Annotated in this window: 31 protein-coding genes; all 31 read right to left on the bottom strand. The window is 26.6% G+C overall.

Going from position 1 to position 24,833, the window contains the following annotated elements:
* Position 1 precedes the first annotated feature (1 nt).
* The gene (locus tag AB4Y15_RS06475; protein WP_427339202.1) at positions 2-958 is read right to left on the bottom strand and encodes a tRNA (adenosine(37)-N6)-threonylcarbamoyltransferase complex transferase subunit TsaD; all 957 of its coding nucleotides are present in this window, start codon (positions 956-958) and stop codon (positions 2-4) included.
* Entirely contained in the window at positions 951-1,364 is a 414-nt protein-coding gene (gene nusB / locus AB4Y15_RS06470) for a transcription antitermination factor NusB (RefSeq protein WP_427339201.1), read from the bottom strand. Before nusB ends, AB4Y15_RS06475 begins: the two co-directional genes overlap by 8 nt.
* A gap of 58 nt (positions 1,365-1,422) precedes the next feature.
* Positions 1,423-1,650, bottom strand: coding sequence for a DUF2273 domain-containing protein (locus tag AB4Y15_RS06465; protein ID WP_427339200.1), 228 nt, complete (start codon positions 1,648-1,650; stop codon positions 1,423-1,425).
* Between the two features lie 16 nt (positions 1,651-1,666).
* Positions 1,667-2,206: an alkaline shock response membrane anchor protein AmaP gene (gene amaP / locus AB4Y15_RS06460; RefSeq protein WP_427339199.1), complete on the bottom strand. Its 540-nt coding sequence runs from the start codon at positions 2,204-2,206 to the stop codon at positions 1,667-1,669.
* 62 nt (positions 2,207-2,268) lie between these two features.
* Positions 2,269-2,670 (bottom strand): Asp23/Gls24 family envelope stress response protein, encoded by a 402-nt coding sequence (locus AB4Y15_RS06455; RefSeq protein WP_427339197.1) that lies wholly within the window; start codon positions 2,668-2,670, stop codon positions 2,269-2,271.
* A gap of 74 nt (positions 2,671-2,744) precedes the next feature.
* Complete coding sequence (locus AB4Y15_RS06450) at positions 2,745-3,416, bottom strand: SpoIIIAH-like family protein (RefSeq protein ID WP_427339196.1); 672 nt, start codon at positions 3,414-3,416, stop codon at positions 2,745-2,747.
* Between the two features lie 123 nt (positions 3,417-3,539).
* Positions 3,540-4,130, bottom strand: a complete 591-nt coding sequence (locus AB4Y15_RS06445; RefSeq protein ID WP_427339195.1) for a sporulation stage III protein AG — start codon at positions 4,128-4,130, stop codon at positions 3,540-3,542.
* 18 nt (positions 4,131-4,148) lie between these two features.
* Entirely contained in the window at positions 4,149-4,784 is a 636-nt protein-coding gene (gene spoIIIAF, locus AB4Y15_RS06440; RefSeq protein WP_427339194.1) for a stage III sporulation protein AF, read from the bottom strand.
* Between the two features lie 12 nt (positions 4,785-4,796).
* Positions 4,797-5,972 (bottom strand): stage III sporulation protein AE, encoded by a 1,176-nt coding sequence (gene spoIIIAE / locus AB4Y15_RS06435; RefSeq protein ID WP_427339193.1) that lies wholly within the window; start codon positions 5,970-5,972, stop codon positions 4,797-4,799.
* A 16-nt stretch (positions 5,973-5,988) separates the two neighbouring features.
* Positions 5,989-6,375: a stage III sporulation protein AD gene (spoIIIAD, locus tag AB4Y15_RS06430; protein ID WP_427339192.1), complete on the bottom strand. Its 387-nt coding sequence runs from the start codon at positions 6,373-6,375 to the stop codon at positions 5,989-5,991.
* Between the two features lie 13 nt (positions 6,376-6,388).
* Positions 6,389-6,586, bottom strand: a complete 198-nt coding sequence (spoIIIAC, locus tag AB4Y15_RS06425) for a stage III sporulation protein AC (RefSeq protein WP_035161176.1) — start codon at positions 6,584-6,586, stop codon at positions 6,389-6,391.
* 17 nt (positions 6,587-6,603) lie between these two features.
* Positions 6,604-7,128: a stage III sporulation protein SpoIIIAB gene (gene spoIIIAB / locus AB4Y15_RS06420; protein WP_427339190.1), complete on the bottom strand. Its 525-nt coding sequence runs from the start codon at positions 7,126-7,128 to the stop codon at positions 6,604-6,606.
* A gap of 16 nt (positions 7,129-7,144) precedes the next feature.
* Complete coding sequence (gene spoIIIAA, locus AB4Y15_RS06415) at positions 7,145-8,152, bottom strand: stage III sporulation protein AA (RefSeq protein WP_427339189.1); 1,008 nt, start codon at positions 8,150-8,152, stop codon at positions 7,145-7,147.
* 110 nt (positions 8,153-8,262) lie between these two features.
* Positions 8,263-8,658: a CD1247 N-terminal domain-containing protein gene (locus tag AB4Y15_RS06410; protein WP_427339188.1), complete on the bottom strand. Its 396-nt coding sequence runs from the start codon at positions 8,656-8,658 to the stop codon at positions 8,263-8,265.
* A gap of 46 nt (positions 8,659-8,704) precedes the next feature.
* Positions 8,705-9,262 carry an elongation factor P gene (efp, locus tag AB4Y15_RS06405; protein WP_427339186.1) on the bottom strand — a complete coding sequence of 186 codons (558 nt, stop codon included), beginning with the start codon at positions 9,260-9,262 and terminating at the stop codon, positions 8,705-8,707.
* Between the two features lie 14 nt (positions 9,263-9,276).
* Complete coding sequence (locus AB4Y15_RS06400) at positions 9,277-10,353, bottom strand: M24 family metallopeptidase (protein ID WP_427339185.1); 1,077 nt, start codon at positions 10,351-10,353, stop codon at positions 9,277-9,279.
* Positions 10,354-10,358: 5 nt separating this feature from the next.
* The gene (aroQ, locus tag AB4Y15_RS06395; RefSeq protein WP_427339184.1) at positions 10,359-10,802 is read right to left on the bottom strand and encodes a type II 3-dehydroquinate dehydratase; all 444 of its coding nucleotides are present in this window, start codon (positions 10,800-10,802) and stop codon (positions 10,359-10,361) included.
* Between the two features lie 77 nt (positions 10,803-10,879).
* Positions 10,880-11,401 (bottom strand): shikimate kinase, encoded by a 522-nt coding sequence (locus AB4Y15_RS06390; protein ID WP_427339182.1) that lies wholly within the window; start codon positions 11,399-11,401, stop codon positions 10,880-10,882.
* A 4-nt stretch (positions 11,402-11,405) separates the two neighbouring features.
* Positions 11,406-11,684 carry a late competence development ComFB family protein gene (locus AB4Y15_RS06385; RefSeq protein ID WP_427339181.1) on the bottom strand — a complete coding sequence of 93 codons (279 nt, stop codon included), beginning with the start codon at positions 11,682-11,684 and terminating at the stop codon, positions 11,406-11,408.
* A 17-nt stretch (positions 11,685-11,701) separates the two neighbouring features.
* Entirely contained in the window at positions 11,702-12,142 is a 441-nt protein-coding gene (locus AB4Y15_RS06380) for a prepilin-type N-terminal cleavage/methylation domain-containing protein (RefSeq protein ID WP_427339180.1), read from the bottom strand.
* Positions 12,143-12,161: 19 nt separating this feature from the next.
* On the bottom strand, positions 12,162-15,074 hold the full coding sequence (locus AB4Y15_RS06375) for a vWA domain-containing protein (RefSeq protein WP_427339179.1): 2,913 nt from the start codon (positions 15,072-15,074) through the stop codon (positions 12,162-12,164).
* 14 nt (positions 15,075-15,088) lie between these two features.
* A complete protein-coding gene (locus tag AB4Y15_RS06370; protein ID WP_427339178.1) occupies positions 15,089-15,613 on the bottom strand; it encodes a PilW family protein in 525 nt (174 codons plus the stop codon).
* A gap of 18 nt (positions 15,614-15,631) precedes the next feature.
* Complete coding sequence (locus AB4Y15_RS06365) at positions 15,632-17,656, bottom strand: hypothetical protein (RefSeq protein ID WP_427339176.1); 2,025 nt, start codon at positions 17,654-17,656, stop codon at positions 15,632-15,634.
* Positions 17,657-17,667: 11 nt separating this feature from the next.
* Positions 17,668-18,462, bottom strand: coding sequence for a type IV pilus modification PilV family protein (locus AB4Y15_RS06360; RefSeq protein ID WP_427339175.1), 795 nt, complete (start codon positions 18,460-18,462; stop codon positions 17,668-17,670).
* Between the two features lies 1 nt (position 18,463).
* On the bottom strand, positions 18,464-19,681 hold the full coding sequence (locus AB4Y15_RS06355; protein ID WP_427339174.1) for a hypothetical protein: 1,218 nt from the start codon (positions 19,679-19,681) through the stop codon (positions 18,464-18,466).
* A complete protein-coding gene (locus AB4Y15_RS06350) occupies positions 19,681-20,238 on the bottom strand; it encodes a PilN domain-containing protein (RefSeq protein ID WP_427339173.1) in 558 nt (185 codons plus the stop codon). The genes AB4Y15_RS06355 and AB4Y15_RS06350 overlap by 1 nt, the downstream gene beginning before the upstream one ends.
* Before the next feature lie 11 nt (positions 20,239-20,249).
* The gene (pilM, locus tag AB4Y15_RS06345; protein WP_427339171.1) at positions 20,250-21,308 is read right to left on the bottom strand and encodes a type IV pilus assembly protein PilM; all 1,059 of its coding nucleotides are present in this window, start codon (positions 21,306-21,308) and stop codon (positions 20,250-20,252) included.
* A gap of 5 nt (positions 21,309-21,313) precedes the next feature.
* A complete protein-coding gene (locus tag AB4Y15_RS06340) occupies positions 21,314-22,072 on the bottom strand; it encodes a prepilin peptidase (RefSeq protein ID WP_427339169.1) in 759 nt (252 codons plus the stop codon).
* A gap of 38 nt (positions 22,073-22,110) precedes the next feature.
* Positions 22,111-22,515, bottom strand: coding sequence for a type II secretion system protein (locus AB4Y15_RS06335; RefSeq protein ID WP_427339168.1), 405 nt, complete (start codon positions 22,513-22,515; stop codon positions 22,111-22,113).
* A gap of 18 nt (positions 22,516-22,533) precedes the next feature.
* Positions 22,534-23,745, bottom strand: a complete 1,212-nt coding sequence (locus AB4Y15_RS06330; protein ID WP_427339167.1) for a type II secretion system F family protein — start codon at positions 23,743-23,745, stop codon at positions 22,534-22,536.
* A gap of 25 nt (positions 23,746-23,770) precedes the next feature.
* A complete protein-coding gene (locus AB4Y15_RS06325; RefSeq protein ID WP_427339166.1) occupies positions 23,771-24,826 on the bottom strand; it encodes a type IV pilus twitching motility protein PilT in 1,056 nt (351 codons plus the stop codon).
* Positions 24,827-24,833: the final 7 nt, after the last annotated feature.

The following is a 24,833-nucleotide window of genomic DNA, read 5'->3' as shown; positions in this document are numbered from 1 at the left end:
CCTATAACCCATGTTTAGTTAATCCAAGATATGCTATTCCAATAGCATTGTCAGTACAAAAATTTTTATTTGGAAAAAATAATTTTCCAATACCTTTATTAACTATATCATTCTCTAACTTTTTCCTTATATAATTATTAGAACCAACCCCCCCTATAACTAAAATGTCATTTATTTTATATGTTCTAATTGCATATTTAATAATTTTACTTAAAGATTTAGCAATACAATCGAATAATGCTAATGCTACATTCTCTGGTCTATCAATATGCTGTTTTATAATCTTTTTAAAAAAAGTCTCTGGACCAGAAAAATTTATCCATGTTCTATTAGTACTGACTGGAACGTCTTTTTCTATAAAACTACCACTAGTTGATAGTTCGTCCAAATATGGCCCACAAGGAAAAGGCAATCCTAACTCAACACCTATTCTATCTATTAACTGTCCAGCACTAATATCTAATGTACCACCAATCTGCTTTATTGAAAAATTATTATTTTTATTTTCTATAAGCAAAAGCTCTGTAGTTCCTCCTGAAATATGTAAAGCTAAAAATTTTTCTAAATGTTGAATAGTACAACTTAAAATACCTGCCGCTATGTGGCCATCTTGATGTGAAAACTCTTTATAATTCGCACCCAAAGCTTTTGCTAATATAAATGCATACCCTTGTGCAACCTTAAAGACTGGCATATAAGAATCAATAACATTTCTTGGTTTTACACTAGCTGATATAGTTTTTATTTTACTTACTTCAATTTCATTTGCTATACAACTAAACATTTCAGGTAAGTTGTTTATGTGTTGAAAAACTGCTTCTTGCTGTCTTAATCCTAGACTTCCTTTCTTTACTTTTAATAATTTCCTCAAATCAATAATTATTTTGCCATCATCATTTAATACTGCAATAGAAGTTGTATATGCACTTGTATCTATTCCTAGATAATAATTATCCATTAATATCATTCCATTCTTTTACAAAACCACCTAATAGTCCGTTAATAAATCTGCTAGACTCTTCCGTACTATATTTTTTACTAATTTCAAGAGCTTCATTTATCGAAACTTCAATAGGTATATCATCCATATACATTATCTCAAATATCGCTAATCTTAAAATTGACAAATCTACTTTTGCTATTCTATTTATTTTCCATCCTTCTGAATATTTTTCTATTTTTGAGTCTATTATTGGTAATTGTTCAATTAAATGTTCAAAAACCCTATTTAGATACTCTATCTCGTCTTCTTTAAAACGATTATTCTTTAAATAATCCTCCTTTGTTTGTTTTGAAAAGTCTTCATTTATCTCCATTTGATATAATAATTTTACAGCTGCTTCTCTTGCAATCTTTCTACTCATACTTATGCACCTCATCTCTTGTTGTATTATTTTCCCTTATATTTTTAAAAAATATGTATTATCTATACTTAGCTGGTGGTAAAATTCTATCAAGTATTTCCTTTAAATCTTCTCTCTTATCAATTTTATTTCCAAAATAATAACCAATATAAACACATATACAAATAAACAATGTTTTAAATAAACCAATCAAAAGAATAATTATTGCAATAAAAAATCCTAATACGCTCCCAATTATTTTACCTTGATGCTTTTGAAATAATTCTATTAATTTTTCTCTATACACTTTTAACACCTCTTATTTACTTAATAGTCCTAACTTGAGAAGCAATTTCACTAATCTTAAACTTAACTTCTCTAACCTTAATTCCAGAACAATTTTGAACATGTTCTTTTACCTTTTCTTGTATTTTGAAAATAATTTCAGGTATATTAACATTAGGACTAACTCTTGCATTAATCAATATTATCAACTCATCATCAATTATTTCAACATTCGCTTTAACATCTCTTATTTCATTAAAACTATTTGTAACACTATAAGTTAAACCTTCTATTGTCTGAGTTGATATCCTGAGCTCTCCTAAACTTGTATACTTAATTATATATTCACTCTTTTTATTCCTCTTAATTCCAGAAAATAAAAGTCTTAAACTTATCAATAATACCACCAAACCTATTAATATTATCCAGTACTTCCCTTCTAAACTATTTAAAAAGAAGACTACTTCATCGATAATATTATTTTGTATAATATTAAAAGGTAATATAATTATAATGATTGAAATTAATACAAAAAATATAGTAAAAATCGTGAAAACAATTCTATCAAATATGTTCATTATAACACCTTCCTTAAAGATATTTAAATTAACCCTCTGAAAAATCAGAGGGTTTAATTTTACTATCTTACTCTTGGTTGCAACTGTTGTTCTTCTTCCTTAGTTTCTTTTTCTATATGAACACCTTGAACATGTATATTTACTTCTACTACATTTAAACCTGTCATAGTCTGTACTGCATTTTTTACGTTTTCTTGTATCTCCCATGCTACTTCAGGTATCTTAGCTCCATATTCAACAATTATGTATAAATCTATTGCAGCTTCCTTCTCTCCTACTTCTACTTTTACACCTTTAGATAAATTCTTTCTTCCCAACATTTCTGAAATACCACCAGCAATTCCACCACTCATACCTGCAACTCCTTTTACTTCAGTTGCAGCCAAACCTGCAATAATACCTACTACTTCATCTGCTATTTTAATTTGCCCATATTCACTAGTTTTATTATTTATCTCGGTCATTTACTTCACCTCCCAAAATCTTCACAACAACACATAAATATTATACCAAACCCATTAACTTTTGACAAATATAACTAATATTTTTTCATTATTTTTATTGCTGAAGGTTCAAAATTAGTCTCGCTTTTTACTATTTCTAAAATTTTCATTACATCCTGCTCGTTAAGTACATCTGCCGATACTATTACTCTTACGCTATTATCTTTTAAAAATACAAGTGCGTCTTCGAACCCTTTAGCTTTTATTAATCCTTCAATTAATAATTCTTTCTCTGAAATATTTCCAATTCTTATTATTTCTTCTTGTGCTTTTTTCCTAGTCTCTTCATCTGTCTTTTCATTATCAATAATATTATTTAGCCTTTCAACTAAACTTGCGCGCAATTTGTCTCTTGAAAGTCTGTATTCTACAAAATAATTATTACTCCTACGATTTTCTTCTTTTGTAATATTTTCTTCTATTGTATTTTCAGTTTTACTTGATAATGAAGATATAGTACTATCTTTACTATCAATAATTTTATCATCTTTATTTGTATTTTCATTCTGTATATATTTAGTAGAAATAGTTTCTACAGTTTTATTATCGTCCGTCAATACATCTTTTAAATTCTTATCTTCATATTTCTCATATTCACTTGTAGTTTCTAATAATGCCTGTTTAGTAATCGAATGATTAATATAACCAATAATTGTTAAAACTATTAATAATGATACTAATAGTAAAGTCCTTTTCTTAATAACCATATATCTCCCCCCTATTAATTAAAACAAAATCTTCAATTTAAATAGATTAATGAAGATTTTGCCTATACCTATAAATAGAATTTATATTTAAAATTATCTATAATTTAACAAAATATGGTTTCCTTATGGTTTACTAGAAAATATTCCTACTCTATTACCACTTATCCCTAATACTGTTTTTACAGCATCATAAAGCTTTTCCTTTATATATAAATCATCTGCACCCTCTGCTACAACAATAACTCCTTTTACTTTTGGTTTAACTTCTTTAATTATTACTAATGCATCATTATTGTTATTATTAACAACTACTTGTTCTGAATAATCTTGTTTAAAAACTTCTCTGATCCCCCCCTTTGAATCTTTTTCACTTGTTTTTTCCTCCGTTCTAGTTGTATTAACCGCTGGTATCCTCTCGACCGTATCTTCTAAAGTTACCATTACTTTGACCTTTCCAACTCCCTTTATCTTACTTAAAATATCTTCTAGTTTTTTTTCAATTGTATTTGCATAATCTTCTATTATTTTACTGTTATTTTGCGAAATACTACTTTCTTCATACAAAACTGTTTTAGGCACATTTTTTTTACCGGTTTCTTCTACCAAAGAACTTGTAGCTATCAAAATAATTGCTCCTAAAACAATAATTATCATTAATGTCATCATGAGATTGTTATTATCAAACTTTTCTTTTAATAAATCTAGTATTTTCATAAAAATCCTCCTAACTTTTTACTTGTATATAATTGAAATGCTTTCTTTTGGAAGTTTATAATTATTCGAAATTAGTTTTTTAATTTCATCTGATTTATAATTAATCCTATCACTATTTTCTATTTTTTCTGTCTCAACGCTTTTTAAATTAACTTCTATTTCCCCTACTGACTCAATATTTATTGAATACTTATCATAGGTATTTTTATTTTCTAAATTAGTATATTCTTGACTTAATACTAAATTTATTTTCTTTATTTTTCCAAAATTTTCCGTTTCTTTTTTTTCAATATCGATGTTTATTTCTATAACTTTATATCTAAAAGTATCTTCTATGGTTTTTTTAATGTGTTTTTTAATTTTATTTTTGTATAATTTTATTGTTTGATTTTCTTGATATCTTCTGTAATCATCTGTTATGTAAAAATTATTTTCCGGTTTTAACATAATATTTTTAAATACTTCTTTTTCTATATTTATATCGTTACTTAATAATTTTATGAATGGATTTAATATCGTAATTATCAAAAGAAAGCCAGTTGTAACATTTATATATTTCTTTAAATCACTCTTAGGTAATATTATTTCAAGAAACGTTATAAGCACAACCAAAGTTACTATTGTAACAGTCCACTGTCGTAATAAATTTATCAAAAAATACCACCTCTATCTTAACATAGTTGTTATATTCCCAGCTCCAACAATTATTGTAACGGCTATAAAGAACATTATTCCTACTGAACTAATTACAGCAAATATCATCAAAAGAGATTTAGAAATTTCGTTTAAACACTCAATTATCCTACTATCCGAAATTGGTTCTATTATAACAGTTGTAAATTTATAAATTAAAATCAAAGATATTATTTTAACAATTGGTATAGCACAAATCATAAATATTAAAATCAATCCAATTACACCTATAGCATTTTTTAATAGTAAAGAACAACTAATGACAGTATCAATAGCTTCAGATAGAAAACCACCTACGATTGGTATAAAAGAATCTACTGCAAACTTTGCTGTTTTAATAGTAACTCCATCTAGTTTTGAGGTTGTAACTCCATGAATTGACATAATACCTAAAAAAACAGTTAATAACATACCTAATATGGTAGTTGTTATTTGTCTAATAATACTAGATAATTTTGATATCTGCACTTTATCAGATAATTTACTAATTATTCCTATTACTGCTGAAAAAAAAATTAAAGGTAATATAACATTTTTCATTAATGTGCTCATTATACTCACACTACCAAAAATAATTGGCTTAAAAATAGCTGCACTCGTTATTCCTCCTACTGCCAATAAAAGAGTTATTAAAATTGGCAACAAAGCCTGCATAAACAAAACCATTTCATCTATAGCTTTGTTAGCTAAACTCATTGAAACTACAAAACTTTTCATTGCAATAGCTATTAGCAACATATAACAAACATAAAACGCTAATTCACCAACTGTATTCCTTTCAAAAGCACTCTGTACATTTGTCAATACTGCACAAAGAATTGCTAATATCAAAAGCTGCCCCAGTAATTTTGAATTTATTATTATTTCTTTAAATATTAAAGTCAGCAAATTCTTTAATACTTCTTCAAAAGAAAATATTTTTTCACCTTTTAGTAAAGATTTTATATAAGTTAAAATATCTATTTTATTTAAATACTGCTCATTATCTTTTGTAATATTGTCAATAATACTTTGTAACTCTTTTATATTCAATTTTTCTAATTGTTCTTCTATAATATTATCTACTCCAATACTATCTTCTTCCCCAACAGCATACCTCGGTATAAAACATAAAATTATTATTAATAATAGTAAAAATTTATTATTCATTGGTATCACCTAAATCCTATGGCATTATTTTTAAAATTAAATCTAACACTGCTAATAATATTGGTACCGATAAAGTCATTATCAATATTTTCCCAGCTAATTCGATTTTGGATGCTATTGTTTCTTCACCCGCATCTCTTGAAATCTGAGCACCAAATTCAGCTATATATGCAATACCGATAATTTTAAGTATTGTAGAAAAATATATAAAATCTATATCAATTCTTTGGGCTAAATTACTTAGTACCCCAATTACATAACTTAACTTTGAAATAACAAAAATAAAAATTATTAATCCTGTTACTATACTAATTTGTAAAGAAATTTCTGGTTTCTCCTGTTTTAATAAAACAGCCAATATAGTAGCTATAATACCTATTCCAACAATCTGTATAATTTCCATAAGCATCATCCCATCAATATAAGTTGAATATTGTTTTTACATTATCAAATAATTTGCTAATCAAATTTATAACCATCATTAATACAACCACTAATCCCACTAGTGTAGTCATCATAGCTTGTTCTTCTCTACCTGCTCTTATTAAAACTTGATTAAGTACAGATACTAATATCCCAATAGCAGCTATTTTAAAGATCAAATCAACATTCATATTAACTCTCCTTTCATTTAAAATAAAAGAATTACTATAGCTAATCCTGTTAATATACCTAGATTTTTAAAAAGTTTTTCATTTACCTGTTTTTTTTCTTCTGCATCTTTTTGACAATTTTTTAGTTGTATTAATACGAGTTTAAAATGTTTCTGTTGGTCATCTCTATCACTTATCCCTAGAACTCTTCCTAATGACATTAAAATTTCTATATCTTGAAAATCTAGATATAATTTTTTAGATAAAATTTCTACCTGATAAGAAAATGCTTCATATACATTTAAATTTTTATTAGTTATTAATAAGTTTTTTAAATCTTTGAATATAAAGGAAACACTCTTATCGCATTTATTGTATACATTTTCTAATGCTTCTGGTAATGGTGTAGAGCAATATACAATTTCAGTTTCTAATAATTGTATGCAATTCTGTAACTTTATTAAATTTATGAATCTCTTATTATATCGATTTGCCAAATAATAACCTATAAAAGTACAAGAAAGTATTATTGTTATACTAGTAATTAGCCTAATTGCAAACATAACCTATACCTCTTTCTTAAATAATTGATTTATAAGTTTTACCATCTATGATATCTTCTATAGTCCCTACACCTTTTCTATTACTTAATAATATAATTCTCTCAAATATATTCTCTTTTAAAATCTGTTTTAAATAAGGTCTAGTTAGTAAATCATTAATACTTTCACCATGTACTGTTGAAATAATTTTAACTCCCGCTTTTAAAGCTTGGTGAAGAGCAACAATATCTTTTTCTTCTCCTAATTCATCTGTAGCAATTACATTTGGAGACATTGATCTTAATAAAATCATCATACCATCAAATTTACGACAGCTATCTAGTACATCTGTTCTAAGACCAATATCATTTTGTGGATACCCTTTATAAATACCTGCTATTTCAGTTCTCTCATCAACAACTCCTATCTTCAAACCATAAAAATTTAATTTAGGAATACCATTACTCAAATTTCTAATCATATCTCTAAGTAGCGTTGTTTTTCCACATTGTGGAGGTGAGACAATCAAAGTATTATATATCGTATTTGGTTTTTTTATGACATATTTAATAACTTTATCAGATACACCTTTTTTTTCACGAGCTATTCTTATATTTAAAGATGAAATTTCTTTTATTGTATAAATATTATTATTTCTATACAATACTTTTCCAGTAATACCAATTCTATGTCCACCATTAATTGTAATAAATCCGTTTCGAAGTTCTTCTTCAAAAGCATAAATTGAATAATTACTTATTAATTGGAAAGTATTTCTTATATTTTTTTCATTTACTATATAAGCACCATATATATTATCCGTTAAAACACCATCAACTTTTATAAATAAATCTTTTCCGTCATAATTAATAGCTAAAGGTCTACCTAGCCTCAGTCTTATTTCCTCAACCCGTTTTCTAGTCAATAAAGGTATCTTTTTTAAAATATTTGATAAATCAAGGTCTAGATATCTTAGTATTTGTTCAAATCCATCTGATTTGTTATATAAATTATTCTCATAAATGTTGATCATTTGTTCTTCCATAACCTGTCCCCCCTTTATAAATAAGTATGAATAATATTAAATAATATGATTAATATATTAAAATATTAGATAAATAATTAAAGCCTGATGTCTAAGACATCAGGCTTTAATTATTTATCTTTTAATTCTATTGTTGCATGACAATTTGGACATTCTGCCTCTTCTTCTTCATCTAATAAATCTCTTTCAAAATATATTATTTCATTACAATTTGGACATTGTATTTCTACATAATCTATATCATCATCTTCTTCATCATATGCAAAATCATCTTCATCCATTTCACCAAATAGCTCATCTTCTACTTCAGTTAAATCTTCATCAACTGCATCTACATATTCTTCCAATTCTGCTTGTTCTTCATACAATTCATTAATCGCATCTGAGAAATCTTCTAAAGTATCAATAATATGCATAAGTAATTTGCCTTCTTTTGTTGATTCATCAATATCAAGTCCTTCTGCTAATCCTCTTAGATAAGCAATCTTCTCATACAAATAATCCATGAGATGCACCTCCTATTTTATTTATTAATCTTAAAATTATTATTGCCTATACTCTTGATAAATACTCACCTGTTCTAGTATCAATTTTTATTTTATCTCCAATATTTATAAATAATGGAACCTGTACTACAGCTCCAGTTTCAACAGTAGCTGGCTTTGTTCCACCTGTTGCAGTATCTCCCTTAACTCCTGGTTCTGTATGTGTAACAACTAACTCTACAAAATTAGGAGGTACTACCTCAAAAGGTTTGCCCTCATGGAATCTCATAATTGCTATATCATTTTCTTTAATATATTTTAATGCATCTTGTACTTTATCATAATTTAATGGTATTTGTTCATATGTCTCAGTATCCATAAAGTAGTATAATTCTCCATCATTATAAAGATATTGCATCTCTTTTGTTTCAATATGAGCTTTAGGGAATTTATCAGATGGATTAAAAGCAATATCTTTTATTGCACCAGTTTTCAAATTTTTAATTTTTGTTCTAACAAAAGCTGCTCCTTTTCCAGGTTTAACATGCTGGAAATCAATAACTTGGTAAATTTCACCGTCCATTTCAAAAGTTAGACCTTTTTTAAAATCTCCTGCTGAAATCATTACAATACCTCCCATTAACTTATTTCTATTAGTTCTTTTGTTGTTTTAGACAGCACTTCATAGCCGTCTTCTGTAACTAAAACTAAATCTTCAATCCTAACTCCTCCAAAGTTAGGTATGTATATACCAGGTTCATCTGTAATAATCATACCTGGTTTTAAAGCTATTTTACCCATTTCACTTTGTGCTAGTCTTGGATTTTCATGGATTTCTAATCCAACCCCATGTCCTAGACCATGTCTAAAATATTCTCCATAACCATAACTAGTAATAATATCTCTTGCTATTTTGTCTACTTCACAACCTTTTATATTTGGCCTTATCGCTTTAAGCGATTCTTCTTGTGCTTCTAATACAATATTATATATATTTTTTTGCTTTTCATTAGCTTTCCCCACAACAATAGTTCTAGTCATATCAGAACAATATCCTTTATAAATACATCCTATATCGATAGTTAGGAAATCGCCTTCTTCAATTACTTTATCAGAAGCCACCCCATGTGGCATTGCAGATCTCTTTCCTGATGCTATTATAAATTTAAATGAAGGCCCTTCTGCACCTAATTTTTTCATAAAATATTCTAGTTCTAGAGCAATATCTAGTTCTTTTACTCCAACCTTAATAAAATCTAATATATGATTAAATGCTTTATCTGTAATTTCAGCTGCACTTTTTATTAGTTCAATTTCTTCTTTATCCTTTATCATTCTTATCTTTTCTAAAGCCCCTTTAAGTGGCACTATATCTATATTACTACATTTTTCTTCTAAACTTTTAACAAATTGTAAAGTTGCAAAATTATCCTCAATACCTAGTCTTTTAATTTTCAATTCGTTTAATACATCAAAAATAGTATGTAATGAATTTAGTTCAATGACTTTGAATCCCTTGCATTGCATACTTACCTGTTCTAAATATCTAAAATCAGTAGCTATATAATAATCCTCAGCAGTTATTATTACATATCCTGAAGTCCCTGTAAACCCACTTATATATCTTCTATTTTCTGGTTTGAAAATAATTACAGAATCTATATCAACTTCTTTCATATATTTCTTTAATTCTTCGATTCTCACATTATTAATCATTAAATTTATTCCCCCCCAATGATAATTTCATATAGCGATTCTATAGCCATAATATATCCTAAATAACCTAGTCCACATATCTGACCTGTACAGACTGGAGCTATCACCGATTTATGTCTAAATTCTTCTCTTTTATAAATATTTGTCAGATGTACTTCTATTATTGGAATATCTAATATTTCTAATGCATCTCTAATCGCAATACTGTAATGTGTATATGCTCCAGGATTAATTATTATCCCATCATAATAATCTTTAGCAATATGTATTTTATCAATAATATCTCCTTCATGATTTGATTGAAAAGTTTCAACTTCTATACCTAAATCTTTCCCTTTATTTTTAATCATTTCGTTAATAGCTTCTAAAGTAATATTCCCATATACTTTTTTATCTCTAAGTCCAAGCATATTTAAGTTTGGACCATGTATAACTAATATTTTCTTCATATTTGGAAAACACATCCTTAAACATTCTTATTATATATTACCATAAATCTAATTCTTTGAATAGAATAACTTTATAGCTACTTTTGCAAATTATAAATATTTATGATCTCTTCGGCAATAACATCTCCATTTTTATTATCTATGTCAATAATATAATCGGCACTATTATAATACAGTTTTTTTCTTTTTAAAAAAAGTTCCATAGCTTTTTTCTTCCAATCTGCACCTTTTAATAAAGGTCTTTTATCTATATTACCATATAGATTATTAATAATTGTATTAAAACTACCATCTAGAAGAAATATAATCCCATTTTTCTTAAGCATTTCTACATTACTTTTATTTAAAACTATACCACCACCAGTTGAAATTACCACGTTTTCATTTTTAGATATTTTTGAAATAACTTCACTTTCAATCCTTCTAAAATAATTTTCACCATATTTTTCAAATATATAACTTATTCTACATCCAAAATCTCTTTCAATTATATTATCAGTATCATAAAATTCCATATTAAGTTTTTTTGAAATGTGTTTACCAATATAAGACTTACCAGTACCCATAAATCCTATTAAAACTATGTTATTTTTTTTCATTTTATCACCATATATCGTTATCATGTTTTGGTCTCTTTGAAACTATTTCAATTGCTTTGGTAACTTCCTTCAAAACATCTACATCAAACTGTACTTGCATACCATCTACTTTAGCAAATACTTCTCCTTTTTTAGTAACAATATATCTTGATGGTAAATTATTTAATGCAATAGCTGCAATATCCAACTTGCATTTCTCACATTTACAAACTTGTGGATATTTTTCAATTGCTAAATCTATCGTTTTAATAACAACATCTTCCATATAGTTGAATAGCTTCATTTAATCCCCCCTCAAAATTAATATATTGTATCTGCCATAAGTATCCTCCCACTTGCAGGTACGATTGTTATTTCACAGTATCTATTTGTTTTTAAATCGAGAAGCCTTATTGTAGTACCTCCATAAGTTGGAGCTCCATTTGATTTGAACATAATCTCTTGTTTAGAATAAATTAATTTATAATTTTCTTTTAAATCTACTTTTTTTATTTGAATTGTACCTTTTAATACTCTATAACTTTTTTCATGTAATAATATTCTATAGACTCCCCCCTCTGACATTTGAAGTATTCTAATATTCCGAATGTCATTACATAACTTTTTACTTTGTGCTAATAACTCGTAATCATTAACTTTGATCTTAGGAATAACTATTAATAGAATTAAAGATATCAAAGTAAGTACAATTAACAATTCTATAATAGTTAAACCTTTAATTTTTCTTAACTCAAAAGTCAATCATCACACCTACCCAACTTTATTCAATTTTAGGTAAATGTTTTATATTAACTTTTAAATCTTTTACACTTTCACCTATAGAAAATCTATTTATAATACTAATACCTTCCGCACCTAATTTTTCAACTAGTGGTTTAAAAGTATATACAAATAATAACTTGCTTTCAAAAATATCGCTGTATGTTCCTAAGTCAATATTCACAATTATCTCATTATCACTAGACTGTATATCTACATCCCGTTGATTTACTGCTATTTTACGTACAATAGAATTTTCATCTATTACATATAAATCAAATTTAAATTCTCCTAGTAACTTTACATCATCAATTCCATTTTTATTTAAATGTAAAGTTAAAGTATTAGCTCCACTATCTATACTAAAAATAGCTCCCATTTTAACCTCATAACCATTTACAATATTAATACTATTATCTTCATATTTTTTCAATTGAACACTATTTATTAAAAGTCCATGATCTAAAATTCTGTTCAATTTAGGTATTTTAAAAGTTAAAAAACCAATATTTCCATTTAAATCTTTAGCCTTTATTTTTATTTGCTTATTAGAAAACTTTTCAGTCAATACAATATCCGCTTTTGTATGTGATTCATTATATAATATATCAATATTACTTTTATCGAAAATCTCATCTTCAGAAATAATTTCATCATTGTTTAAATCAGCTTCAATCCATACTTTTTCAACTTCTTCATCAAAATTAGTTATTAATTTAAAGTCCTTTAATTCTGCATCTATTAGAGGTGATTTTGCATCAATATTTACCTTAAAAGTTCTATAAGTTATATTGTTATATTGATTTTTTACTTTTACTAAAATATCATTCAATCCATCCTGCAATACAACATTAGCCGTATATAATCCTTCGTCTGTAACTTTATTTTCCTGAACCTTAACTCCATTTATTATAATCTCTTCTATTATTGAATTTGATTCTGTTGATAACTCTAATCCAACAGGTCTGTTTAAATCATTATGTTCATATTCATCTAATTTTATCGAATTCAAATTTAGATAAGGTACTGTTTCTTTAACCTTATTCCCCGATAAGTCTGTAGCCATTATAACTAAACTGTTATCTTGAATATCTTGTTGTAAATTAATAGTAAATTTTTTCATTTCACCAATCTCAAAAGAATCTTTTCTGCAATCAATAGTATCTATAATTTCATCATTATACAAAACTTCAATAAAGGATGGTTCATTTACTGAAATATTCAATACTTTTGCAGAATCAGTTTCAATAAACAATTCTGCATCTAAAATAGGAGGTTCAGTTTCATAAACTGATATATCGATTACAGGAAAATATTTAATTTTTTCTTTTCCATCTATATCTTTATATTTAACATATGATTCATTTTCGCCTTCTATATTTCCAAATTGATATTTCCCTACTCTATTTGCCTTAACCTTTATCCAGAAGTTTATTGGTTCAGCTATGAACTCTTTTCGCTCTTTATCTAGTCTATAAGTTATGCTTCCAATATCGCCAATTACAGTATTGCCTTCAATTTGCAATCCTTCTGATACATCTAATATCTCAAAACCAGTCGGTATCGTTTCTTTAAAGAATACACTATGTATTGGCAAATCACTACTAATTTCATCTGCTAATGTCTGATATACCTCATCTAAAGCATCTCCATCTTCTGCCTTTTTAAAGTATCCACCTGAACTATCAGCTATTTGTTTTAGTTTTTCCATATTTGCATCATTACTGAAACCTATCATAAATGATTTGATTTCTAATCCGCCTTTTTTTATGAGTTTTTCTCCTACTAAGTTTGCATATTCTAAATCCCAGTCATCATCTAATAAAGTACCATCCCCTGCTTGATAATTTACTCCATTTTCTAAATAAAATAAAACATCAATTTTTTTAAAAAAGTAATATTCTTTAGACCAAAATTTTCCAAATATGCTTTTATAAAGAATTTTCTCATAACTAAAAGCAGTAGGTTCACCATCAGTCATCAAAATAATATATTTTCTTGCATTTTCATTAGGTGAATTCTTAAGTTTATAATAAGCTTTTCTCAAACCATCACCTATGTTAGTACCACCTTCAGCCTGTAACCCATCTATATCCCAAATTAATTCTTTATAATCTTCAGTGTCAGATAAATCTGCAAAATCTTTTCCATCATAACTTGAATCCCAAGCTCTTGTTTCATAAGGTATTAAACTCACCTTTATTCTATTATCATCTTTTAGCTTTTCTAAAAAACGCTCTGCTACAAATTTCATTGCTTCTATTTTGGTTGTTTTATTAATTTTTAAAAGTTTTTTTATTTTCTCTATGCTTTTTATCATATTCTCTATATTTCTTTGTATCTTTTCTATATTTCTTATAACATTCTTATTTGCTTTTAGTTCTTCTAATATATCTCTTATACTTTCTATATAGTTATCTATCTTCTTCAATTCTCTATTTATTTTTTGTTTATTAGTTTCTAATTCTTTTACATTTTCTTTGATGCCTTCTAAATTTTCTTCTATATTTTTTAACATATTTTCTATATCTATTGTGTACCATATTGTTGTAAATAGTAATTCTAAAACATCTTCTATTTTCTCAATGTGTTCTCTTATTTTTATTATTTCTTTGTTTTGATTCATATAAATCTTATCTCTCATACTTCCAGATATATCCATAACTAAAACTATTTCTTTATCAACAAGATAATATTCCGGATATACATCTTCTATCGATAAATTTTGTGGCTGAATAGTATAATTTATTATAAATTCTTCCCCTACCCGATATTGACTTTTCTCTAAATTTCTTACCAAATTAATTGGTGCTTTTACCTCATCTTTAAATTCTGCAAACGTATAATTATCAATCATTATTAAATTGAAAATTAAACTGATTATTAAGAAAAACATAATCAATTTTTTAAACATACTATCGCCACCCATTATTTTTTATTTCTAAAAAATACCTTCGTATTATAGCTTTCAGTAATATTTCTTTTACTTAAATTTACTGTTATTTCTATACCATCAGCATCTAAAAAATTTTTTCCACTCGGCAAAGGTTTTAAAATAATTGATTCTATATAGTCAGCAATTTCTGTTTTTGCCGAACCAGCAATACCTTCACCGTAAAAAAACTTATTATTAGGTTTAACTTCAAAAATAACTCCATTATCATTAGTTCTAAAAATAACTTTTTTTAGCTTAATTTCAGAATCTTTATTTAATGAATCAATATTATTTATATCTATTATCTCTACAATGCCTTCAGCTTCCATAACTCTATCTGAAAAATAATTTAAAACTACTTGTCCATGATATTGAAGCTCTAAAACAATATCCTCTCTATTATAAGAATTGACATTCATTAAAAATAATGTAGATATCATTAATATTAATAAACTAGCAAATGCTAATGAAATTAAAAGTTCTAAAACTGTAAAGCCTCTTCTATTTATCAGTTTCATATACTAATCACCTATTATTTATCTTATAAGTTTCCAATTGCTCACTTCTATTAAATCTGTAATTTGTATACCATTTCCATGCTCTGCTTTATTAATATCTATATCACTCTCTAAAACTATTTTATTGTTTGAACTATTTCTAAATATATTTGTTATATCATTTTTGTAAATTAATTTTGCAACAGTATCAATACTGTAGCTAATTTTTTTCATATCATCATTATAAATGTAAATATTACCAGTTGTTATAATCGAACCTACAAAGTTAATTTCGCCTAATAAATAAATATCCCCATTAGTTATTATTAATCCTTTAACTGAATCATTATCTATTGAAACCTTATTTACATCTTTTGGTAAAGCCGATTTATCACCATTAGGACCAATTATTGCAAAATTCTCATTATCTTTATTTAAGATAATTAACTCTCTTTTTTTTGAATTATAATCAACTTTGTCTATTATTTTTGTATAATCTATTTGATCATTTACTGTAATTTTCTCTAATTTGATTGACTTATCACCCATTTTATTCACATACAAATCAAATGTAGCTCGCTTTTCATTTATAATTCCTTGATCTTCAACTTTTATATGGCTTGGAACAATTTTACCGTTATATACTAAAGCTCCTGTATGAATTAAATTTTTAGATTCATCCAGTGCTATTCCTGTTCCTAAATTTAAACCACTTGATTGTCGGTATTCATCATGATAAAACTTAATATAATCACTTTTATCATGAACTAATAATTTTTTTCCATCTACAAATCTATCTACTAATATAAGAGGGTCATAATACTCAAAAACTACATTTTCACTATTTAAACTCTCCTCATTTTCTCTGACTCCCAATTTTTGCAAAGGATATGTGTAAGCTATATAATTTCCCTTTATAGATATTGATTCTCCTGTTTGATACTTTCCTCCATTAGTATTTATAAAAGATGTCCCATGAATTATAACATCTCCAGCAATATTTAATCTAGAGCCTTTTCCAATATCATCCGTATTAATTACTATACTGCTTGACATATCCGAATCTTGAGCATCTGAACTATCAGATATACCATAAAAATTACCTTTAATATCTACCACACAATTCCTACCATTTAATTCTAAATCATCCATTAGATAGAAAGAACCCTTATCCTGACTTACTATTGTATTATTAGTGCCTTCGCTTATTATAAAGTTTTTTGCAAAAATATTGCCATTAATTTTTATATTGTTATTTGATGAATTTATTTTAAAGTTATGTTCTGTAACAATATTTCCGTTGACATTAAGAGCTACATCAGAGCCTCTTAATGTTATTCCACCGTTATTATTTATCCCTTTTACAAATATATCTCCGTGAATTTCAACATTTCCACTTTCGATTAACATATTGCCATCAGAAGAAATAACTTTTTCCCAAACTGTATTGACAGGTATTTCACTTGCTGTTGATGTAATATAAATTGGCTCATTATAATCTGGTACGCCTATAACAAATGAAACTTTTATCTTTTTCTCAATTTCATCTTTTGTAAACGTAGATTCTATATCTAGTTTGAGCTTGTCCTCAGAGAAGCTAAAAATATCGTTCAGTATGCGAATTTGCGGTTTAATACCATCTGATTCAATTGTGTAATTATTAGAATTCTCTAATCTATTTTTTATATTATTTAATACATATGTTTTATAAGCGTCCTTAAACAGTTCATTTTGTGCTTGATTTAAAGCTTCTAAATCAATCGTTCCATCTTCTTTTATATATATACTCCCTTCTTCTAAATCTAAATTCATTATAAAATCATCTACTGATTTATTTCCTTCTTCAATAGCTTCTATAATTAAATCTTTTACTATAATATACGCTTCATCTAATCCCGCTTCTGTCATATAAAAATTCTTTTTTACTTTACTATTAATCATTTTAAATTTGAAATTAGTTACTGAAATAGTCAATATAGTAACACCGAGTAAAATTAATACTGTCATAATTATCATTAAAAATACTAAACTCGAACCTTTATTATTATTTATATATTTAACCATAGTTTCACTTCCTAATTAGAAAGTAACTTGTATCCTATAATCTTTTCTAGTGTCTGTCCATCTTTTTTTACTTCTACATCTATTTGATATAATCCTTTAAAATCACTTTTATTATTTGAAATTAAAATTTTTTCATATCTAGTTACCTTTCCACCTAAATTATAAAAACTATAATTTGAAGTTGAATTATCACTTTTGCAAAAATATAAAATCAAATCTTTTTCTGTCTGATTCTTACTTTTTACTACAAAATCCATTCCACCTAATATTTCTAAAATCAAACTTCCTTTATCATCATAATTTTTTAAGTCTGTAGTACTTAATAATTTATCATCATCAAAAATTTTAACGATTATAGATGATTCTAGCATTTCGACATGTATTTTAGGTTTTATATCAATATAGTCATTTGTTAATAGGGTTCCATTTCTATCATATATTGAAATATAATTCTCGTTATTTTTATCAATTTGGATTTTGATATCATAATCAATTGTATTATAGAAACTATTACTTTCATATTCCGATAAATCTGAAACATTAGTTATATTTACTATAACATCATAATTTTCAATATTATATTGCGATTTTCCTTCCACTATGCTATCTGATAATTTTATATCTTCCAAAAATTTCTGAGCTATTAATGTAGCTTTAAATTTATCTCTTGACTCATTATTTATCTTTGCTGAAGTTATGAAAAATGAAGACAATGGAACGATTATTATTCCTAAAATTGCTATAGTTATTAGCACTTCTATTAAAGTTAGACCTGATTCCTTATTTATCCTATTTTTAAGCCACATATTAATCCCTCACTATATCTACTAATCCAGATTCACCTACGACATTAACTCTTGGTCTATATTGGTCATCACCAATAATTTTAATAAAAACACGTTTATCAGTTTCATTATATAATTTAATATTTACTCCAGACATATCATTTTCAGAATTTCTCTTATGCGTATATATAATAATATTTATTGAGTTACTCAATGGATTAAATTCAACCCATTTATTAAAGTCTCTAGGATATTTGTCTCTACTAGTCTTATATCTGTAAAAAAACTTTCCTTCTACTTCTGAAAAATAAATTTCTACATCTTCAACTAGAGGATTATCAGCATATACATAAGTTTCTCTTTGAGAATCATTAGTTTTACCTAATGTAACCGTTGGTAAATCTGAATTATATGGCTTAACATTCATTGCAAAATCATAAGATATTTTATCAGATTCATTGGACTTTTCTATTCTAGTATTAACTTTACTTGAATAAAAAGGATTTTGTTTTCCATAATTCTCTTCAAAATCCCAAACTGTAAAATCACCATAAACTAGATTTAATAAAGGCGCGGCAAAAAAGTCAATTTTTATATTCCCTGAAATTTCATTATTTGAATTCCTTATAATATTCAAATTTTTAATAAGCAATTTTTTATCGTAATTTTGTATTAAATCAATAAACTTTACTAAGTTTTCATATCTACCAGTATAAAAAATATCCATCGACATTTTTTCTATTTTACTTTCATTAGTTTTATCTTCAGTTTTAATACTTTCATTTTCCTTTTCTATATCTTTGCTTATTTTCTCACTTAAATCATAATAATCTTCTACTAATTTTTTCATTAAATATTCATCATCTTCTTTATTCTCTATTTCTCTACTAATGGTATCAATATTAGGACCATTAAAATTTAATATATTTCCACTAATATTTGATTTTTTTATCATCTCATCAATACTAATTATAATCTTCTCTTGAAACATTCCTGGTAACAACATACTAGATAAGTTAACAATTTTCTCATTTAATATTTTATATTCAATATCCTGATTTGCTTCATTTTCCAACTCTTTTTTTACGCTCTTTACTTTAGTTCTATAAATTTTAGCAGTTTGCTCTAAATTATTTATCTTCTCCAACTGATCGTTAATAACTAATTTGTAATATATAGCTATTAAAATAGTAAAAAATAGTATTAATAGAAGGTGCTTTTCTCTTTTGCTCAACTTCATTAACCTTCACTTCCCTTTAAAACACATTTTATCGAAAAAATATATCTATTTTGTGCTTTTTCTTCATTTATATTTATTACTACTACTTTACTGAATAAACCAAGTTCTCTTAAGTTATGTTGTAACTTAGCAATAGAGATTCTAGAACCTGCAACTCCCTGTATTTGTAAATTATCTAAACTTATATTCATAACATTTAAATATACATCCTTAGGTAACGTTGAAGCAATTTTTTCTAAAAAATCAGTATTTATAATATCTTGCTCCATTAACTTCACGTTAATATCGACTAAAATATTATAATATTGTTTCATGATTTTAAATCTATTGTTTTTACTTTCTATTTCAGCTAACTTTTTTTTCGTATTTTCAGATTCCAAATAACTCTCTAACATTTTTATTTCGTTTTTTAGACTTTTAATTTTATACATATTAATGAGAGTTATTGTAGTTAGCAAGATAAATATTGTTGCAGTAATTATACTTATATAAAAAAACTCTTTCTTATAAATCCTCTTATTGCCAACATAATGAGAAAATAAATTTATATCTTTCATTAGCTCACCTACTATCTTCTGAGAATAGCACTTACACTATTTAAAAAATCTGAAATTTCTTTATCATTTACCTCATTTTTCATTTTTACTAAGTTTATATTTGAAATCTTTTTTGTAGTTAAATTCAATTTTTTTGCAAAATAATTTTCTATTCCTTTTATATTAGAACTACCTCCATATAGATATATACAATCTATTTTATTTCCTAATCTTCTGCTCGTATAGTAATTAAACACTTTATCAATTTCATCTATCCAAACATCTATGGTATTTTTAGCTATATTATTAAGAACCTGTGTAGAAGTCATGTCTATTTCATTTTCAAATAAATCTATTGTTTCAATTTTTCTTTTCTCTGCTTCATCAAGATTTAAATTAAATGAATTTGCAATATTTATATCTAATTCTTTACCACCACTATTTATCAGTCTACTAAAAGACAGAATTCCATTTGATATAATATTTACATTAATCTGCTCACTCCCTAAATCTATAACTGCAACAGTCTTATCGAAACTGTAATTTTCGCCATTTATTAATAAATCTGAACTAAACAATTTAGAAATTGCATTTGAATTGATGTCTAAAGCATAAGGTTTCAATTTCAATTCTCTTATAAGCTTTAAATATTTTTCAACTAAAACTTTTGGGGCTATAACAACTAATATCCTTACTTTTTTTACATTATCCTCCTCAAATTCCTCTAACACTTTATAATCTATTAAATAATCACTCAACATAATAGGTAAATATTGTTCTATTTCGATGTTAATAATAGAATTTAGTTCTTCTTCTTTAACTTTAGGCAGTACCAGTTCTCTCTTTATTATAGATGAACTCTGCACTGTAACAATTGCTCTTTTGGCTTTAATCTTTTCTTTCAGTATTTTATTACTAATTGAACTCTTAATAGAATTTAAATCTAATATACTGCCATCTTTAATAGAATTTGATGGTGTATCAATTTTAAAAACATTATTAATAATAATGGAGTTATCTTTCTCTCTGCCTATGGCAATCTTAATATATCTTGTTCCTATATCTATTGAAATAACTTCCCTATTAAACAATATTTTCACCCCATGTAATTAAAAAAGTAATTTATATAGTATGAAATTAAAATATCCCCATAAAATATGGTAATAATAGCAGCAATAGAAATGAATGGTCCAAATGGTATGAAATCTTTCATGCTTTTAATTTTTAGCAATAACAGTATAATGGAAAAAAACGCACCTATTATGAAAGATAACAACATTAATAAAAGCAGATGTTTCCAGCCAAAGAAAAATCCTAATAATGCGATAAGTCCAATATCTCCTCCACCCATTCCTCCACGAGACACGATTACAATAATTGAAAATATTAATCCACCAATCAATAGGCCTAAAATACTATTTAATAATTCAACTCTTGAATAATATAATAATTTAAAGATAAGTATAACTAAAAATCCGAATAATAAAATACTATCAGGAATAATTTGATGTTTATAGTCAATAACACTAATTACTATAAGTAAACTTGTCAAAAATAAATATTTTATCAAATTAAAACTTAACCCAAATTTATAAAATAGTAATAAATAAATTAATCCATTAAGTAATTCTATAAATGGATACTGTAGGGAAATACGCTCCCCACAGTATCTACACCTTCCCTTATTTAACAAATAACTAAATACAGGTATCAAATCAAATGCCTTTAACCTTGTATTACAGCTCATGCAATGAGAAGGTGGATAAACTATTGATTCACCTTTTGGTATTCTATATATGCACACATTAAGAAATGAACCTATAATTAGGCCTGTAAAGTTTATTAATAAAAACATTATTTACATCTCCTAAAAGCTAATTACTTAATACCTATTTAAGGATAAAGTGTTGTATCTATATCACCATCATTATCTGTGTCTATACCTACTTCTATTTTACCTTTATCATCAATTATAACTAGAAATTTTCCACTCTTAGACTGAGGTGTTGGTTTATCATCTAATAGACCATTACCAACTAGATCCTTATCAATATCAACTGTTTTAGTACCGCCTGAGCTCGGAAGAGTAATCTCTTCCTTAGCAATAGCTAATTCAGTTGCTTTAGCTAAACTTCTAGCAGTAGCAATATCTGCTTTTTCCTTTGCCTCTTCTTGAATACCTATAAATCTAGGTACAGCTATCGCAGCTAATATCCCCAAAACAGCTATTACTACAATTAACTCTATTAAGGTAAATCCTTTTCTATTTCTTAATCTTTTATTTATAGCCTTTATCACTTTTCTCACCTCCTTTCATTAAAACCTTACAGTACTAATCATATCAAACATAGGCATTACCATTGAAATTACTATGAAGCCTACTATTAACGCCATAATTATAATCATTACTGGTTCTATTAATGAAGTCAATCTATGTAGGGAATCTTCAACTTCTTCATCATAAAAGTTTGCAGTCTTGTCCAATATTTCATCAAGAGAACCAGACTCTTCACCAATTCTTATCATAGATACAACCATAGGTGGAAAAAGTTCTAATTTCTCTATAGATGATGCTAAATCCAACCCTCTTCTTACTTCATCTTTAACTGTATTTAGTCCTTCTTCTATTACTCTATTCCCAACTATTTTTGAGACTATTTCCAAAGCTCTTATTAAAGGAACCCCACTAGATAATAATGTTGATAATGTCCTTGTAAACCTACTCGTAGTAATTTTTCTTATTAAATTATTTAAAACAGGAATTTTAAGTTTTAACTTATCAATATACGCTTTTCCTTTTTCAGTTGCATAATACTTTTTGAAAAGATATATTAAAACTGTAATTAATGTTATAATTAAGTACCAATAATTTTTTATTATATCACTAATACCCAATAAAATCTGTGTTGGAACTGGTAGTGCTGCACCACTCTGTTGAAACATTGATACAAATGTAGGCATTACTACTGTCAATAAGAAAATTACTACTACCGTTGCTACAATGCTTAATATTATTGGATATATCATTGCATTTTTTATTTTATTATTAATTTTATTCTCTTTTTCGTAATGAATCGCCATTCTATCCATTATCGTATCTAAGTTACCACTTACTTCCCCTGCTTCAACCATATTTATTAATAATTCTGGAAACACATCTTTGTGTTTTTTTAAAGACTCAGATAATGTCATTCCTTTTTGAACTGACTCGAAAACTTGTCCTAAAGTTTTTTTCAATTTTTTATTTTCAGTCTGATTTTTAAGTACTTCTAAACAATTTACAATAGTAACACCAGAATTTAACATTGTATAAAATTGTCTACAAAACACAGCAATATCTTTAGTCTTTACCCTATTAAATATTTTTAAATCTTTTATATCCTTGCTGCCTATCACTTCATTAATCTCAATTGGATAAATATTGTCTGATTTTAGCATATTAATAACTTCAATCTTAGAATTCGCATTATACTGCCCTTGTATTTTCTTACCATCAAAAGTTACTGCTTTATATCTGTAGACGGGCATATATTCACCCCTAACCTAAATGTTATCAAAATCCTATAAATCTACTTACAAATTCCCTATCAACTGCATAATCTAATGCTGTATTTTTACTTATTAACCCCTGTTTAAAGAGGTTTATAAGCGAATTATCCATTGTCTGCATGCCAAATTTCATTCCTGTCTGTATTGCTGTCTGTATCTGATATGTTTTTCCTTCTCTGATTAGATTTCTTATTGCAGGTGTCGCTATCATTATCTCTAATGCCAATACTCTTCCTTTATTATCTACCCTAGGCAACAATTGCTGCGATATTATACCTTCTAATACGGTAGATAATTGTATTTTAATCTGCTGTTGCTGATGAGGAGGAAAAACATCTATAATTCTATCAATAGTTTTAGCTGCTCCTATTGTATGCAGAGTCGACAGTACAAGATGTCCTGTTTCGGCAGCTGTAATGGCAATCGAAATAGTTTCTAAATCCCTCATTTCACCAACTAATATTACATCAGGATCTTGTCTTAATGCAGCTCTTAAAGCACTAGCAAAATCTCTAGAATCACTGCCAATCTCTCTTTGATTTATAATACTTTTATCATGTTTATGTAAATATTCAATAGGGTCCTCTAATGTCAAAATATGACAACTTCTTTCTTTATTTATACAATCTATCATAGAAGCTAATGTTGTCGACTTTCCACTACCAGTAGGTCCTGTTACTAATATCAATCCTCTTTGTTTTCTTGATAATTCCTTTACAATCTCAGGTAATCCAAGTTCTTCAATTGTAGGAATTCTTAGCGATACTACACGTATCGCCATTCCATATGTACCTCTTTGCTTATATACATTAACTCTAAATCTTCCTAAACCTGCTATTGAATAGGAAGTATCTATCTCGCCATTTATTTCTAATTGTTTAAACTTATCTTCATCAAGTATCTGTTTTACAAGACTAGTATTTTCTTCTGGAGTTAATGTTTTTTCTCCATATTTCACAAGTTCCCCATTAATTCTCATAACAGGTGGATAACCTACTGTAATATGTAAGTCTGAGGCGCCTAATTCAATAATCTTTTTTAATAACTCAGAAATGTTCATATCATCA

The organism is Caloranaerobacter longqiensis (assembly GCF_050286925.1).
GTDB lineage: Bacteria > Bacillota > Clostridia > Tissierellales > Thermohalobacteraceae > Caloranaerobacter.
Note: the sequence above shows the minus strand (reverse complement) of the source record. Positions and strands in the feature narration are given on the sequence as shown.